The organism is Pseudomonas sp. 1, assembly GCF_056626735.1.
This window is the reverse complement of sequence record NZ_JBWXMQ010000023.1, coordinates 1-17,071: the sequence shown is the minus strand read 5'-3', so window position 1 is coordinate 17,071 and position 17,071 is coordinate 1. Positions and strand designations below refer to the sequence as shown.

The following is a 17,071-nucleotide window of genomic DNA, read 5'->3' as shown; positions in this document are numbered from 1 at the left end:
TTTTCCTTCGGTGGAGATTTCCATGAAAGCACTGCAATTCGATAAAACCGGCGAGCTGTCGTCCCTGCGCTTCGTCGAGGTGCCGACGCCGGTGCCGGGGGCTGACGATGTGCTGGTGCAGATCAAGGCGGCGGGCCTCAATCCCAGCGACGTGAAAAACGTGCTCGGGCGCTTCCCGTACACCACGCTGCCACGTATTCCCGGTCGGGACTTTGCCGGTGTGGTGGTCGAAGGGCCGCAGGCGTTGATCGGTCAGGAAGTCTGGGGCACCGGGCGTGAGCTGGGCTTTTTTGCCGATGGCTCCCATGCGCAGTTCGTCAAACTGCCGGCCAATGGCGTGGCGCACAAGCCTTCGCATTTGAGCTTCACCCAGGCTGCCAGCCTCGGCGTGCCTTACACCACGGCGTGGGATGCGCTGGAGCGCAGTCTGGTCAGTGCCGAAACCCGTTTGCTGGTGATTGGCGGCGGGGCGGTGGCGACGGCGGCGCTGGCGTTGGCCAAGGTGCGCGGCGCGCAGTTGCTGGCGGCAGCGCGGCGTCCGGAGCAGGTCAAGGACTTGCAGGCTCAGGGTTATCAGACGATTCAGCTGGATAAACCCGAGGATCTGGGTGCACAGGTCAACGCGGTGTATCGCGGTGGCGCCGATGTGATCTTCGACACCACCGGTTTCTGGCTGCCGGCCTCTGTCGCGGCATTGGCGCCCTTCGGGCGGATCGCGATCATCGCTGCGCCGGTGGACGGGCATGTGCAACTGCCGGCACTGGCGCTGTATCGCAAGGGCGGTTCGGTAGTCGGTATCAACTCGTTGCTGTACGGCGTTGAAGCCTGCGCGGCGATGCTCGAGCAGTTCGGCCGGTTCTTCGACGAAGACCTGCTGCCACTGCCGCAAGGGCTGGTCGAAGCGCCTCTGGTCGAAGGGCTCGCGCGCTATGCGGATGTGAATCAGGGCAGCGGTGACAAAGTGATTCTTATCCCCTGATCGTCGCTGTTGTTCATGTCATCACACAGCCCTGTGGGAGCACGTTCGCACCCACAGGGCTTTGTGGGTTTCAGGACTGCGGGACGCCGTTCTCCCACGCCGACCAGTTTTTCAGGATGTCCTGCACCAGCGGATTACCCGTGCGATAGAGGTTTTCCAGGGCCGGCACAAATCCGCCCTGATCGGCGTACTTGAGCAGGTTGTCCACTTCGCTGCCGCCCGGCGCCGGGCGGTCGAAGTCGGAGCCGGCGCGCACCACGGCGAGGCGCTGCACGTCCACCAGGCCCTCGCGACTGGCACGCAGCAAGGCTTCGTAGGTGGAGTTGTCTTCCTGTTGGGTGGTGCAGTATTCGCCCTGGTTGTCGGTCAGCAGTTTGGTCCAGACCTCGGCGCGTTCGCTCAGGCGTGTGCCGGAGAACCAGGTGTTGCCCGCCAGCGTGTCGCAACGGGTGACCACCGGCGGCTGATTGGCCGGTGCTGCCGGGTATTTCAGGCGCCATTCGGCCGACTCCTTGCTTTCGCTCAGTTCGACCTTGTGGCTCAGGGCGAAGGCCTTGGCTTGCAGTTTCGGGTTGAGTTCGAAGACTTCGGTCTTGTAGTCCAGCGGTGGTTTTTCGTTCGGGCCTTTGGTGTTGATGCCGAGGTAACCGGTCGGCCAGCTCGAGGGTGCATCGCGCGAGTCCAGTTCCCACTGGGTGCCGAATTCGACCAGATAATGCGCCCACGCAGCGGTACCGATGGTCCCGTGTTTCGGGCTGATGCCGGCAATCCCGGCAATCAGGAAGTAGCTTTTGCGCAGGTCGAATTTCGGCGACAGCGCCAGTGCCAGGGTTGAGGCGGCGGCGTTGGTCTGGCCCATGCCGGTCGTCATCAGGCACACCTGCTGCGTGTTGCAGCGAACGGTCGGGTACTCGGCCGACAGGCCCGGTACGCGGATTTCCTGCTTGAGTTCGAGGCGATCGATCCAGTGCTGTGCCTCCGGGGCGAACATGGTGATCAGCACCACTTTCGGTTGAATCGGTGCCTCGGTCGCCCACGCGGGGGACGAGAGCAGGGTGGCAGCGGCCAGTGATACACGCGTCATTGCTTTCATGTTTGCTCCTTGATTCAGAACTGATAACCGATGCCGGCGTAATAACCCCAGCCATTGGAACGTGCGCGGAAGTTGCCGTCGCCGAAGTTCAGCTCGCTGCCGTCCTCCCAGTTGCCGCCGTTGTGGAAGTAACGGCCGACCAGGGTGAAGCGCAAGTGGGTGAACGAGTACAGCAACACGTTGGTCGCCACCGTGGCATTGGCGGTGCGCGCCGGGTTGTCCTTGTGCAGGTCCGAGCCGAAATCGAAGTTGGTAAAGCCGATGTAGGTCAGCGACGCACCGTTGCTGAATTTGTCGATCGGCACGATGTACTTGAGCTGTGCGCGGTAGCCGTCCCACGAGTATTCATTGCTGGCGCCGTAGTTTTCCCACTGGTAGCGCCCGTACAGGTTGGCCGACAGATTGACCCGCGAATGGGTGTCGATGTCGGTGCCGAAACCGCTGTACAGCGTGTTGGCGCGATTCTCTTTGCGGCTGCCGTGATCGTAGATCCAGTCGAACGCCACGTACCATTCCTTGAACGGGCCGATGGCCAGGCTGCGGCCGGCGAGGTAGTCAATGGAGATGCGCGGTTCGTGCTCCATGAACACCGGCGAACCGTGGTCCCACACACCTTTGTCGTGGCTGTTGCCGATGTTGAAGATTTTCGGGATGTCGATGTAGCCGTACAGCTCGAACGGGCCCTTGCGCCCGAAATACTCGTATTCCAGGTAGATGTCGTCGGCCGGTTGCGGGCCGAAGCTGATGTCCTTGCTGCCGATCAGGGTCAGGTCCTGGTTGTACCAGTCCGACAGGTATTCGCCTTTTTTCGGTGGGCTGACTTCGGGGCTGAGGGCTTCGCCCTGGGCGGATTCTTCGGGCAAGGCAGGTTGTGCCAGTGCTGTCTGGCTGAGAACTCCGGTAACGCCGGCCAGTAGGAGGGAAACAGCAAAGGTACGCATACCGCGACGGCGGTGGCTGGAAGAAATGTGCATTCAAAGTCCTTTTTGTGGATCGGCCCCGTAACGGCGGGGTGGTGCGATTGTGGAGGCAAAGTGTCGGGATTGACGCTTCGCAAACGTTTGCACAAGTCATACCAGTTTTGCGCGCGCACCTGATGGATCCTTATTCCTGAAGGCTCTATCACAAAAGTATTAATGCCATTTAACCAATGTTCCATTGCAGGGCATCAACTAGCGTCTTTGGGGAATGAGACGGTTGGAAGACCGTCGCGCTCTTGATGCGCGTGTTCGATTTGCCTGCCGTTGCGCGCTTTCAAGGATGAAATTGACCACGAAAGGAGTATCCCGTGGAAGCAAGGTTTGGTGTCGCCCTCGTTTCGCGTTTTTCCCCGCTTTCCCTTGCTGTGCACCTGAGCGTTGCCGGATTTCTGTTCGGCGGTGTCAGTGCACCGGCGCTTGCAACCTGTTCCACTGCCGGATCCACGGTGACCTGCACCGGGGTGCCGAGTCTGCCGCTGTTTCTCAATGACTTCAGCAGTGCCAGCAACGGCCTGACGGTCAACGTCAACTCGGGCGCGCAGATGAACGCGACGCTCGGCGGCAAGGTGCTCAACCTGACGGGCGTCAACATCAGCCTGAACAACTCCGGCACCATCGACCCTGCATTGCTGGGCCTGGTGTCCGTGCTCAGCGGCGGCGCGTTCATCGGAACGGGCGCCTCCAGCACGGTCAGCGTGCTCAACAACGCCAGCGGCCTCATTCGTGGCACCGGCATGCTGCTCGGCCTCAACCTGACCAGCATCGATGGCCTGGGGATAGGGGTCAACAATGCGGCGGCCGGCACCACCACCATCACCAACAACGGGACGATCACCTCGACCGGTCTGTCGGTGGGCGGGATCACCCTGGCCGATACGCCGGTGGTGGGTGTGTATGGCGGTTCCCAGGTCGTCATGACCAACAGCAGCACCGGCACGATCAACGGCCGGGTGGCCTTCGAGACATCGGCGGCGGGCAATACCTTCACCAACGCCGGTAACATCACCGGCAGCGTGTCGATGGGGGCGGGCAGCACCAACACGTTCTACGCGATCACCGGTTCGAGCGTAAACGTCGGTGACGGCGTGCAAGTTACCGTCGGCCTTGGCGGCCTGATCGGCATCAACCTGACCTTCGCCCCGACCGGTACGATCGATGGCGGTGCAGGTGGCACCAATACCCTGATTCTGCAAAACCCCATCGGTGTCGGCGGCGGCACCACCGGTTCAGGCACGGCGTCCAGTGCCACCTATGTCAACTTCAACAACCTGACCCTCAACAGCGGCACCTGGACCCTGCAGGGACCGTTGGTCAGCGGGGCGACGACCCTCAATGGCGGTGTCGCGCTGTTCAATGACAATGGCGCGTTCGGCAGCGGTGTATTGACGTCCAATGGCGGCATCCTGCAGGCCAGCAATGCCGGACTGAACATCAGCAACCTGATCTCGCTGGGTGCCGGCGGCCTGACGGTGCAGGGGACCAACGCCACAACGCTCAGCGGCGTGCTGTCCGGCAGCGGCGGCCTGACCAAGATCGGCAGCGGCCAGCTCAACCTCACCGGGGTCAATACCTACACCGGCAGTACCGTGCTCAATGGTGGCGTGGTGCAGGTGGGGAACAATCAGGCCTTCAGTACCGGCGGCATTACCGTTGGCGGCGCGTCGAGCATTTCGGCCTCCGGCCCGATTTCGTTGAACAACGCGCTCACCCTCAACAGCACACTGACGGCGACCGGCACCGGGGCCCTGACCCTGGGCGGGCTGATCAGCGGCGCCAGCGGCCTGACCAAGACCGGCAGCGGCAGCCTGACGCTCAGCGGCGCCAACACCGGTTACAGCGGCACCACGACCTTGAGTGCCGGCACCTTGCGCGTCGGCAACAACAATGCCTTGGGCACCGGGGTGCTCAACACCGCCACCGGCACCAGCCTGGACAGCACCGCCAACGTGACGTTGGCCAACAACATCGGCATCACTGGCGCGTTGAACGTGCTCGGCAGCAATGCCCTGACCCTGTCCGGCATTCTCTCCGGCACCGGCGCGATTACCAAGAGTGGCACGGCCAGCCTGACCCTGACCGGCAACAACACCAACAGCGGCACCACCGCGCTCAACGGCGGTACCTTGCTGGTCGGCAGCAACACCGCCCTGGGCACCGGCGCGCTGAATGCGGCGGCGGGTACCACGCTGGATGCGACCACGGCGGTGACCCTGGCCAACGCGGTGGCGCTGGCGGCGGACCTGACCATCGGCGGAACACAGGCACTGGGCCTGAGCGGGGTCATCAGCGGTGCCGGCAACCTGATCAAGAACGGCACCGCGAACCTGACCCTCAGCGGCAATAACACGTTTTCCGGCGGTACGACGCTGAATGCCGGGACGCTGATTGTCGGTTCCAATACCGCGCTGGGCACGGGCGCACTGACCACGGCGGCGGGCACTACGCTCGATGCCAGCACCACCGTGGCGCTGGGCAATGCCGTCGCGCTCGGCGGCAATCTGAACATTGCCGGCAACGCCAACCTGACCCTGGGTGGAGTGGTCAGCGGCAACGGCGGGCTGACCAAGAATGGCGCGGCCAACCTGATTCTCAGCGGCGCCAACACCTTCCTCGGCGGCACCACGTTGAATGCCGGCACCCTGACTGTCGGCAATGTCGGCGCACTGGGCAGCGGCAGCCTGACCGTCGCCGGCGCGGCGACCCTGGACAGCAGCGCCGCCGTCAGCCTGGGCAACGACGTAGCGCTCAACGGCAATCTGAGCATCGGCGGCAGCAATGGCCTGACCTTGGGCGGTGTCATCAGCGGCGCCAGTCAACTGATCAAGAACGGCACCGCCAACCTGACCCTCAACGGCGTCAACACCTTCACCGGTGGCACGGCGCTCAACGCCGGCAGCCTGACCGTCGGCAACGCGGCGGCTCTCGGCACCGGCACGCTCACCGTCGGTGGCTCGGGCGGCTCGCTCAACAGCAGCGCCAACGTCACGCTGAACAATGCGATTGCCCTCAACGCCAGCCTCACGGCCGGTGGCGCCAACCCGCTGACCCTCGGCGGCGTCATCAGTGGCGGCAGCAACCTGATCAAGACCGGCGCCTCGACGCTGAGCCTGACCGGCAACAACACCTACACCGGCTCTACGTCGCTGAACGCCGGGACACTGATCGTCGGCTCCAACACCGCCCTCGGCACCGGCATCCTCAACGCCGGCAACAACACCACGCTGGACGCCAGCACCGCGACCAGCCTGGCGAACAACGTCAACCTCGGCGGCAACGTGACCCTCGGCGGCAGCAATGCCCTGACGCTCAACGGTGTCGTCGCCGGTGTCGGCGGCCTGATCAAAAACGGTCCGGCCGATCTGGTCCTCAACGGCGCCAACACCTACTTCGGCAACACTGCGTTGAACGTCGGCAAACTGATCGTCGGCAGCAACACCGCGCTGGGCAGTGGTGCGCTGAATGCGGCCGCCGGCACTACGCTGGATACCAATGCCACCGTCAGCCTGGGCAACCAGGTCAACCTTGCCGGCGCGCTGAATGTCGGTGGCAGCGCCGATCTGACCCTCACGGGCACCGTTGCCGGGGCCGGCAGTCTGGTGAAAAACGGTGCGGCCAACCTGAATCTGAACGGCACCAATACCTACATCGGCGGCACTACCTTGAATGCCGGTAGCGTGACCGTCGGCAACAGCTCGGCACTGGGCACGGGGGCCTTGACCGTCGGCGGTGCCGCCACGCTCGACAGCAGTTCCTCGCTGGCCAGCCTGGCCAACGCGGTTGTCCTTAACGCAGCGCTCAGTGTCGGCGGTACCCAGAACCTGGCCCTCGGCGGTGTCGTCAGCGGCGCCGGCCAGTTGATCAAGAACGGCGCGGCCAACCTGACGCTCAATGGCAGCAACACCTTCGGCGGCGGCACCACGCTCAATGCGGGCACGCTGACGCTGGGCTCGGCCGGTGCCCTGGGCAGTGGCGGCCTGACCGTCGGTGGCGCAGCATCGCTGGATAACAGCAGTGCGCTCAGCGTCGGCAACAACATCACGCTCAATGCCGACCTGACCGTGGCCGGCAACAACGGTCTGAACCTCAGCGGGGTGATCGACGGTGCGGGCAACCTGATCAAAACCGGCCTGGATGACCTCGCCCTCAGCGGCACCAACACCTTCACCGGTGCGCTGAACATCCTCTCCGGCAGCGTCAGCACCCTGACCAGCGGCGCACTCGGCAATACCTCCGGCGCCAATGTCAGCGCCGGCGCCAGCCTCAACCTCGGCAGCAACGCCAGCCTCAATGGCCTGAGCGGCAGTGGCGGCGTGCAGATCGGTGGCGGTAACACTTTGACCGTGGGCGGGGTCAGCAGCACCAGCACCTTCGACGGCGATCTCAGCGGCAATGGCGGTTTGACCAAAGTCGGCACCGGCACACTGAACCTGACCGGGATCAATGGCCTCGTCGGCAACACTGCCGTCAACGGCGGCACCCTGAACCTCAGCGGTTCGCTGGCCAGCGCCCAGGTCAGCGTCAATACCGGCGCGAGCGTCACCGGCAGCGGTTCGATCCTCGGAACCCTCAACGTCAACAATGGCGGCCACCTGGCGTTGTCTTCGGGCAATACCCTGTCTGCCGCGTCACTGGTTCTGGCTGCCAACAGCAATATCGATGCGAACCTCGCGACGCCATCGACCACCTCGCTGATGAACATCGGCGGCAACCTGACCCTCGACGGCAATCTCAACGTTACCGATGCCGGCGGATTCGGCGTCGGGGTCTATCGCTTGTTCAACTACACGGGGGCACTGACCGACAACGGCCTGACCGTGGCCGGTGTACCTGTGGGGTTTGGCCTGGGCGATCTGGTGGTGCAGACCTCGGTCGGTAACCAGATCAACCTGTTGGTGTCCGCGCCGAACGCCAATATTCGCTTCTGGGACGGCAGCCAGACGATCCCGAACGGTACGGTCGATGGCGGCAGCGGAGCATGGGATGCCGTCAACACCAACTGGACCAACGTCAACGGGACGCTCAACCAGACCTGGGCCGGCGACTTCGCGGTGTTCCAGGGCACGGCGGGCACGGTGTCGGTCAACGGCACGCAGCTGTTCACCGGGATGCAGTTCCTCACGGACGGCTACAACGTGGTCAACGGTACGTCGGGACTGCTGACCGCCGTCAACGGCAGCGGTGGCACCACGGCGATGCGGGTCGATCCGGGCGTGACTGCCACGGTCGGCGTGAACATTGACGGCAGCGGGATTCTCAACAAGCTCGACAGCGGCACCCTGGTGTTCAACGGCGCCAACAGCTACACCGGCGGCACGCAACTCGATGGCGGCACCCTGGTGGTCGGCAGCAATACCGCACTGGGCAGCGGCGCGCTGATCGCCAACGCCGGCACGCAACTCGACAGCAACACCGCCGTGACCCTGACTAATGCGACCACGCTGAACGGTAACCTCACCGTGCTGGGCAGCAATGCGCTGACCCTCAACGGTGTCATTTCCGGTACCGGTGGCTTGATCAAGAACGGATCGGCCAGTCTGACGCTCGGCGGCAACAACGCTTTCCTCGGCCCGGTGGCACTGAATGCGGGCGGTCTGATCCTGGCGTCGAACGCGGCGCTGGGCTCTGCCACCCTGAACGCGGCGAACGGTACCACCCTGGATGCCAGCGGCGCCGTCACGGCGGGTAATGCGATCAACCTGGCAGGCAACCTTGGCGTGGTCGGCAGCAACGATCTGACACTCAGCGGAGCCATCAATGGCGCCGGCAGCCTGACCAAGAACGGCGCAGCCAATCTGATCCTCAGCGGTGCCAACAACTTCCTCGGTGGCATCACCCTCAATGCCGGCACCCTGACCGCCGGCAGCAACGGCGCCCTCGGTCTGGGCAACCTGACCGTGGCCGGTGCCTCGGCGCTGGACAGCAACACCTCGGTGTCGCTGGGCAACAACGTGGTGCTCAACGCCAATCTGACCAACACCGGCAGCAGCGACGTGACTCTCGGCGGTGTGGTCAGCGGCAGCGGGGCACTGATCAAAAACGGGGCCTCCAACCTGACCCTCAACGGCATCAACACCTACAGCGGCGGCACCACGCTGAACGCCGGCACCGTGACCCTCGGCACCTCGGCGGGCCTGGGTTCCGGCGCGGTGACCGTGGCGGGCGCCTCGACTCTCGACAGCACGGCCCCGCTGGTGCTGGCCAACAACCTTAACGTCAATGCCAACCTGAGCGTGGCCGGCAACAACAACCTGACGCTCGGTGGCGTGATCGCCGGCGCGGGCACACTGACCAAGAACGGTCTGGCCGACCTGACGCTGACCGGCAACAACACCTTCAGCGGTACCTTCGACGTGCAGGCCGGCAGCCTCACCACCTTGGGCAACTCGGCGCTGGGCAGCAACGCCGGGGTCAATCTCGGCGCTGCGGCGACTCTCAACCTCGGCGGCTCCGGCAGCCTCGCCAGCCTGACCGGCAGCGGCACCGCACTGATCGGCGGCGGCAATACACTGAGCATCGGCGGTAACAACGCCAGCAGTATTTTCGACGGCGTGCTCACCGGCACCGGCGAACTGAGCAAACTCGGCACCGGCACGCTGACCCTGACCGGCCTCAACAGCCTGACCGGCAACACCACGGTCAACGCCGGTACTTTGAACGTCAGCGGTTCGCTGGACAGCGCCAATGTGCTGGTCAACAGCGGCGGCACCCTGACCGGCGGCGGCTCGCTCGGCGGGGCCGTGACCGTGGCGGACGGCGGCCATCTGGCCGGCGCTACCGGCAGCACGCTGTCGGTGAATTCGCTGGTGTTCAACGCCAACTCCAACTTCGATGTCGGCCTCGGCACACCGGTTTCCGGTGGCGGCAACGCGTTGGTCAACGTCGGCGGCAACCTGACCCTCGACGGTACCCTCAACGTCAGCGATATCGGCGGATTCGGCAGCGGCGTGTATCGCCTGATCAACTACACCGGCGGTCTGACCGACAACGGCATGCTGATCGGCACCGTGCCGGGCAGCGTCACGCCGGGCGACCTGACCCTGCAAACCGCGCTGGCCAACCAGATCAACCTGCTGGTTACCGCACCGGGCGTTACCGTGCAGTTCTGGGACGGCAACCAACTCGTCGCCAACGGTTCGGTGGATGGCGGCAGCGGCACCTGGGGCACCGGCACCACCAACTGGACCGACGTCAACGGCACCACCAATCAGGCCTGGAGCAACAGCTTCGCGGTGTTCCAGGGGACGGCGGGCACCGTCACGGTGAACGGTGCGCAAACCATCACCGGCATGCAGTTCGTCACCGATGGCTACAGCCTGCAGAACGGCGCGGCCGGTTCGCTGAATCTGGTCAACGGATCGCTGGGTAACGCGACCGTGCGGGTCGACCCGAACGTCACCGCCACCGTGGGCGTGGCGCTCAACGGCGCCGGCACACTGGGCAAGTACGACACCGGCACCCTGGTGCTCAACGCGGCCAACGGTTACACCGGCGGCACCGCGCTCAACGGCGGCAAGATCGTGGTCGGCAATAACTCGGCCCTTGGCACCGGCGTATTGACCGCCGCCAACGGCACGGCGCTGGACAGCAACACAGCGGTCAGCCTGGCCAACGCCGTGGTGCTCAACGGCGGACTCACCGTCGCCGGCTCCAACGCATTGACCCTCGGCGGTGTGGTCAGCGGCAGCGGCAGTCTGATCAAGACCGGCGCATCGAGCCTGACCCTCAACGGCAGCAACACTTACAGCGGCGGTACTCAACTGTCCGGCGGCTCGCTGATTCTGGGCAACAACAGTGCGATCAGCAGCGGCGCCCTCAGCGTGCTGGGCAACGGCACCCTGGACAGCACCTCTGCACTGCAACTGGCCAACGCCATCAACCTGGGGGCGCAACTGACCCTGGCCGGCAACCAGGACACCACGCTGATCGGCGCGATCACCGGCAGCGGCAGTCTGGTGAAAAACGGCAGTGGCGACCTCGTCCTCAGCGGCGCCAACACCTACAGCGGCGGTACGACGCTGAACGGCGGCAGCACCCGTGGCGACACCAGCAGCCTGCAAGGCGCCATCGTCAACAACGCGACGCTGACCTTCGAGCAGAACAGTGACGGCAGCTACACCGGCAATCTGACGGGCGCCGGCACACTCAATAAAACCGGTACCGGCGCCTTGCTGCTGACCGGCAACAACACCTTCACCGGCAACACATCGGTGCAGGCCGGTTCGCTGAACGTCAACGGTGTGCTCAACAGTGCCAACGTCAATGTCGCCAGCGGGGCGAAAATCGGCGGCAGCGGCGTATTCGCAGGCGCCGTACAACTGGCCAACGGTGCGACGCTGACGGGCGGCGGCACTGCAACGCCGTTGTCGGTCGGTTCGCTGGTGTTGTCGTCGGGCACCAACCTGGACTTCTCCCTGGGCTCGGCTGCGAGTTCCACCACGGTGGTCAACGTCGCCGGCAACCTGACTCTCGACGGCACGCTGAATATCAGCAACGCCGGCGGTTTCGGCACCGGGGTCTATCAACTGTTCAGCTACGGCGGCAGCCTGACCGACAACGGTCTGGTCTACGGCAGCCTGCCGGTGTCGGCGGCCAACCTGACCCTGCAGACCGCGCTGGCCAATCAGGTCAACCTGCTGGTGCAGAACACGCCGGGTGAAGTGCAGTTCTGGAACGGCGGCACCACCAACCCGGATGGCAGCATCGGGGGCGGAAGTGGCGTGTGGGGCCCGGGCACCAACTGGACCGATCCGAGCGGTACTCAGGCGCTGGCGTCGAACGGTCAGTTCGCCGTGTTCGGCGGGCAGAGCGGGACGGTCACCGTGCAAGGCAATCAGAACTTCACCGGGTTGCAGTTCCTCGCCAGCGGTTACAACCTGGTTCCAGGTGCTGGCGGTACGCTGACCCCGGTCAACGGTCCGGGCGGCAGCCTCGCGCCGGTGCGAGTGAATGCCGGTGGCAGCACGGAAATCTCCGTACCGCTGGTGGGCAGTGGCGGCATCGAGAAGCTCGATTCCGGCACTCTGGTTCTCAGCGGGGCCAACACCTACAGCGGCGGCACCACCGTCAGCGGCGGTACGCTGATCGGTAATACCCTCAGCCTGCAAGGCAACATCCTCAACAACGCCTCGCTGGTGTTCCAGCAGAACGCCAATGGTCAGTTCAACGGACGCCTGAGCGGTGTCGGAACCATGGCCAAACGCGGTGCGGCACGCTTGCTGTTGACCGGTAATCAACCCTTCAGCGGCACCGTGGCGGTGGATCAAGGCGTGCTGCAAGTCGGCAGCCGCGCGGCGCGAGCCTCTCTCGCCGGGCAGGTCACCGTGGCCAATGGCGCAGGCCTGAGCGGGAATGGCAGCGTCGGTTCGGTGGTCAACCATGGCGTGGTGGCTTCCGGTGGCGAGGACGGCACCTTGAGTGTCGCCGGCAACCTGAGCAACGCCGCCGACGGTGTGCTGGCCCTGACCGTCAGCTCGCCGACCGCCACACCGCTGGCGGTCGGTGGTAGTGCCACCCTGGGCGGCGGTCTGCAGGTCAACAGTCTGGCACCGTTCACCGGCAATACCGTGTACTCGCTGATCACCGCCGGTGGCGGGGTGACCGGCACCTTCAGCGCCGCCGATCTGCCGCAATACGCGTTCCTGAATACTGCGCTGGTGTACGACGCCAACGCGGTGAATCTGGTGGTCAGCCGCAACGGCAACTCGTTCGTCGACGTCGCCGCCACCCGCAACCAGCGCAACACCGCTTCGGCGTTGATGCGCAACGGCGCGGCGGGCAGTGCGTTGCAGGGCGAAATCGTCAACCTCAGCGTGGCCGGGGCACGCAACGCCTTCGACAGCCTGTCGGGGGAAATTCATGCCAGCACCGCCAGCGCCATGCTCGAGGATTCGCGCTACGTGCGCGACGCGGTCAACGACCGTATGCGCCAGCCATCGTGCAGCGCGCCGGACGATCCACGCCGCGCCCTGGCCCCAAGCGACAACCAGCTGAGCAGCAACGGCTGCCACGGCGAAATGGTCGGTTGGGCCCGTGCCCTCGGCGCCTGGGGCGAGTCGGACGGCGACAGCAACAGTGCGAAACTGGATCGCAACCTGAGCGGCTTCATGCTCGGCACTGACAAGCAGCTCGACGACCAGTGGCGCGTCGGCATGGCCGCCGGTTACACCCGCAGCGATCTGGATGCCCATGACCGTCGCTCGGATGCCACGGTCGAAAGCTACCACCTGGCGGCGTACCTCAACTCGCAATTCGACGCTTTGGCAGTGCGTCTTGGCGCGGCGTACAGCTGGCACGACATCGAAACCAAGCGCGACGTCAGCGTCGGCGCCTACAACGACCGGTTGAAGGCCAATTACGACGCGCGCAGCGCTCAGGTGTTCGGTGAAGTCGGCTATGCCATCGAAGCGGCCGGAATTGCCCTGGAACCGTTCGCCGGTCTGGCGTACGTCAACTACGACAGCGACAAGGCCAAAGAGAAGGGCGGAGCAGGGCGTCTGCGCGCCGAGTCCGATCAGGACATCACCTTCTCGACCCTGGGCGTGCGCGCCGGCAAGGTCATCACCCTGGCCAACGGCGGGCAATTCACCCCGCGTGCGGCGCTCGGCTGGCGGCATGCCTTCGGCGACACCAAGCCTGACGCCGACCTGACCTTCATCGACGGCGGCGCCTCGTTCAACACCCAGGGCGTGCCGATTGCCAAGGACAGCGCAGTGGTCGAAGCAGGCGTGGACTTCCAGATCAGCCCGACCGGCAAACTTGGCATCGGCTATTCGGGGCAGCTGTCGAACGAGAGCAACGACCATGCGATGACCATCAGCTTCAGCCTTGGGTTCTGATTCAGGAGCGAAGCACTTCAGCCGCCCGCAAGGGCGGCTTTTTTTGCCCGATCACAGCCAGCGGCAGTTGCCTTCACCGGAACTCGGAACTTACTGTAGGAAGTTGCTGAAACTGCAGGCCTGTTTATGGCATCACGGACATGTCCTACACGATTAAACGATTGTCCTGACTGCGTCGAACCGTAGACCCACGCAAAGTCCCGAGCCTGAAAAAGGTACAGGGAAATGTGGATGTTTGGCGCCAGCACACCCGTTGTATTCACACTCGAAATAGAGGGTTTTCCCCACGACCTTCAGGTCTTCGAATTCCGGGCCAGGGAAGCGCTCAACCAGACCTACGAGGTCGAACTCGAGCTGGTCAGCGAACGCCGAGACCTTGATCTCGAATCCCTGCTGCACCAGCCAGCCTTTTTGTCGTTCTGCCCGGACGGCTCTGGCATTCACGGCCAGATCCATCGGGTCGCCCAAGGTGACTCTGGCACACGCCTGACCCGCTACCAGATTGTTCTGGTGCCACATCTGGCCTATCTCGCCCATCGTCATAACCAACGCATTTTCCAGCATCAGAGCGTGCCGCAAATCATCGCTCGTGTGTTGAGTGACCATGGCATGCAGCCGGATGCCTGGTGCTTCCAGCTCAGCGCCGAATACCGGCCTCGCCTGTATTGCGTGCAATTTGACGAGACGGATTTGTTCTTCATCCAGCGCTTGTGTGAGGAGGAGGGGCTGCACTTTCATTTTCAGCACAGTCGCGACGGGCACCTGCTGGTATTCGGTGATGATCAGAGCGCCTTCCCTATGCCGGCTGCACCGACGGCCTATGCACAAGGCAGCGGCATGGTGGCCGAAGCGGCGGTCATAGACCGCTTCAACGTCCGCCTGGAAACCCGCACCACACACGTCAGCCGCCGTGATTACCACTTCGAAAAGCCAACCGTGCAACTGGACGCCGAAGCCAAAGAGGCACGGCTTCCAGTGCTTGAGGATTACCGCTTTCCGGGTCAGTTCATTCATCGTGACCGGGGTAAACATCTCAGTCAGCGTGCCCTTGAGCGGCATCGCGCCGATTACCGTCAAGCCCGGGGGCGCAGCGATCAGAGCCTGCTGCGCAGTGGCAGTTTCGTCGACATGAGGGAACACCCACGCGACGATTACAACGGATTATGGCTGCTGACCAGCGTCGATCATCTTGGCCGGCAACCGCAAGTGCTGGAAGAGTCAACGACCGACCTCGCTACCGCAGACGGCTTCACTCAGGGCTATCGCAACCACTTCGTCGCGACGCCCTGGGACGTCATTTTTCGCCCCGCCCTCGAACACCGTAAACCCCGAATCAACGGCAACCAACATGCCGTGGTGACCGGGCCGCCCGGCGAAGAGATTTACTGCGATGCCTACGGCCGGGTGAAAGTCCAACTGCTGTGGGACCGCGAAGGCCAACTCAATGAACAATCCAGTTGCTGGTTGCGCGTAGCCACAGGCTGGGCTCATGACCAATACGGCAGCGTGCAGATTCCGCGCGTCGGCATGGAAGTGCTGGTCGGGTTCACCGAGGGGGACCCGGACAAGCCGTTCGTGCTGGGTTGTTTAGCCAACGCCGTGACGCCAGTGCCGCTGGATCTGCCGGCAGAGCAGACTCGCAGTATCTGGCGCAGCCAGAGCACCCCCGGTGGTGGCGGTTACAACGAGCTGCGCATCGAGGACAAAAAAGGCGCCGAAGAGATCGCCATCCGCGCGCAACGTGACTTTGTCCAGCTTGTGCTCAATGACCAGCGAGTCCAGGTCGACAATCAACGCACCGTGGTCGTTGGCGGCATTGCCAGTCATGAGCTGCACAGCGACGAACACCATCTGACCCATGGCAATCGCCTGACTGAACTCAAACAGGAAGATCACCTGTGGGTGCATGGCGACCGCCACGTTCGTGTCGCCAGCCAACGGCTCAGCGCCGGCCAGCAAATCCACCTCGGGGCCGGTCAGCAAGTGGTCATCGACGGCGGCACCCATGTGACGATCAAGGCCGGCGGGCATTGGTTGACGCTGGGGCCCGAAGGCATTTGCAGCAGCGTGCCGATTCTGCAGGGCGGCGCACCTGCGCCGGGAATGGCGGCGGAACCGTTGGTGCCTGGGGCGTTGCCGTTGTTGAAAGTGGCATTTGATCCGATTCGGCAACGCCACGCCCTGGTGTCTGCGCGCGCCTCGCGTTGCCTGATCTGCGAGGCTGCCAGCGCGTGAGCCTTTTGACTGATTTGCCTGACGATTTGCCATGGACCCGACAACAGGCTTTTTTGCTGCTGGACGGGGCGACGATCAGTGATCTGCCAACGCGGTTGAGGCAGATCAGCCCTTCGGTCAGCACATTGGCTCTGTACGACCAGCCACCCTTCGCGGCACTGCGCGATCTGTCGCCTCTGCTCGTGGCCATCGAGCGGGCTGACGAGCCATTGGCACGGTTCTTCCTGCAACACGCGGCGCAAGAGTGGGGCGTGCTGTTGTTCAGCTGCGCGCCGATGCACAGCGTTGGCGAGCATTTGCGCAAACTGCTGAGTGTCGAATTGCCGGCCGGGCAATCGGCGCTGTTGCGGCTGGCCGATGCCGGGGTGGTGCATGCGCTGTATGCCAGTGGCGATCAGCGTTTGTTCGGGCCTTTGACCTGTGTGGTGACGGCGGACTGCGTCAACGATGCCTGGCACATCCATCGGCCTCGGCAGGCTGAATGTCCGGAGCTTCCTGTTCCTTATTGCCTGAACCCTGAACAGAACGCGGCGCTGGATCAGGTTGATCGGCGCCGAGCGTTGCTGGATCTGGATACGCATCTGTTGAAGCACTTTTCCCGATTTCATGTCGGCGAAACCCTGACCCAGCGCTGGCCAACGCTGCAGCAAATGGAAACCCAGGCCAGCGCGCTTGGCCTGAGCAGCCGATCCGAGCTGTTCAACTTCGCCAACCTGTTGGCGTTGCTCGACAGCCGCGATATCGCCCAACACCCGCAAATCCACCACTTGCTCCATACGCCATCGCTGCAATCACCGGGCGAGCGTGTCGCGCTGGCCGTTGATGTGGCGCAGCGTTGGGCCAGTCAAAGGCAACGCCCATGACCCATCCCGCCATTCTCGACGCTGCCGCCGCCTCGAAAGCCCCCATCGTTGCGCCCGCAGCTTGCCCGCTGCAACAAACCCATGTA

General features: G+C 64.0%; 6 protein-coding genes. 4 read left to right on the top strand and 2 right to left on the bottom strand.

The window, feature by feature from the left end; genetic code table 11:
• Nucleotides 1-22 precede the first annotated feature (22 nt).
• Nucleotides 23-979 (top strand): quinone oxidoreductase family protein, encoded by a 957-nt coding sequence (locus AC1MDC_RS25990; RefSeq protein ID WP_227232976.1) that lies wholly within the window; start codon nucleotides 23-25, stop codon nucleotides 977-979.
• Between the two features lie 70 nt (nucleotides 980-1,049).
• Here the strand turns inward: AC1MDC_RS25990 and AC1MDC_RS25985 are convergent, their stop codons facing one another.
• Together AC1MDC_RS25985 and AC1MDC_RS25980 are read right to left on the bottom strand one after the other, a co-directional pair.
• Nucleotides 1,050-2,072: a purine-nucleoside phosphorylase gene (locus AC1MDC_RS25985; RefSeq protein WP_480393987.1), complete on the bottom strand. Its 1,023-nt coding sequence runs from the start codon at nucleotides 2,070-2,072 to the stop codon at nucleotides 1,050-1,052.
• 14 nt (nucleotides 2,073-2,086) lie between these two features.
• Complete coding sequence (locus AC1MDC_RS25980) at nucleotides 2,087-3,046, bottom strand: nucleoside-specific channel-forming protein Tsx (protein ID WP_227232974.1); 960 nt, start codon at nucleotides 3,044-3,046, stop codon at nucleotides 2,087-2,089.
• A 314-nt stretch (nucleotides 3,047-3,360) separates the two neighbouring features.
• On the opposite strand from AC1MDC_RS25980, the gene AC1MDC_RS25975 reads away from it, so the two are divergent.
• The 3 genes from AC1MDC_RS25975 to AC1MDC_RS25965 all read left to right on the top strand — a co-directional run bounded on the left by AC1MDC_RS25975 (nucleotide 3,361) and on the right by AC1MDC_RS25965 (nucleotide 16,985).
• On the top strand, nucleotides 3,361-13,887 hold the full coding sequence (locus tag AC1MDC_RS25975; RefSeq protein WP_480393986.1) for an autotransporter-associated beta strand repeat-containing protein: 10,527 nt from the start codon (nucleotides 3,361-3,363) through the stop codon (nucleotides 13,885-13,887).
• Nucleotides 13,888-14,118: 231 nt separating this feature from the next.
• Entirely contained in the window at nucleotides 14,119-16,122 is a 2,004-nt protein-coding gene (locus tag AC1MDC_RS25970; RefSeq protein ID WP_480393985.1) for a type VI secretion system Vgr family protein, read from the top strand.
• A complete protein-coding gene (locus AC1MDC_RS25965; protein WP_480393984.1) occupies nucleotides 16,119-16,985 on the top strand; it encodes a DUF4123 domain-containing protein in 867 nt (288 codons plus the stop codon). The genes AC1MDC_RS25970 and AC1MDC_RS25965 overlap by 4 nt, the downstream gene beginning before the upstream one ends.
• Nucleotides 16,986-17,071 lie beyond the last annotated feature (86 nt).

What these genes read in the sequence shown, in the direction of transcription:
- AC1MDC_RS25970 (WP_480393985.1), top strand. Translation starts at nt 14,119, where the DNA reads ATGTTTGGCGCCAGCACACCCGTTGTATTCACACTCGAAATAGAGGGT.
- AC1MDC_RS25980 (WP_227232974.1), bottom strand. Translation starts at nt 3,046, where the DNA reads ATGCACATTTCTTCCAGCCACCGCCGTCGCGGTATGCGTACCTTTGCT.
- AC1MDC_RS25985 (WP_480393987.1), bottom strand. Translation starts at nt 2,072, where the DNA reads ATGAAAGCAATGACGCGTGTATCACTGGCCGCTGCCACCCTGCTCTCG.
- AC1MDC_RS25990 (WP_227232976.1), top strand. Translation starts at nt 23, where the DNA reads ATGAAAGCACTGCAATTCGATAAAACCGGCGAGCTGTCGTCCCTGCGC.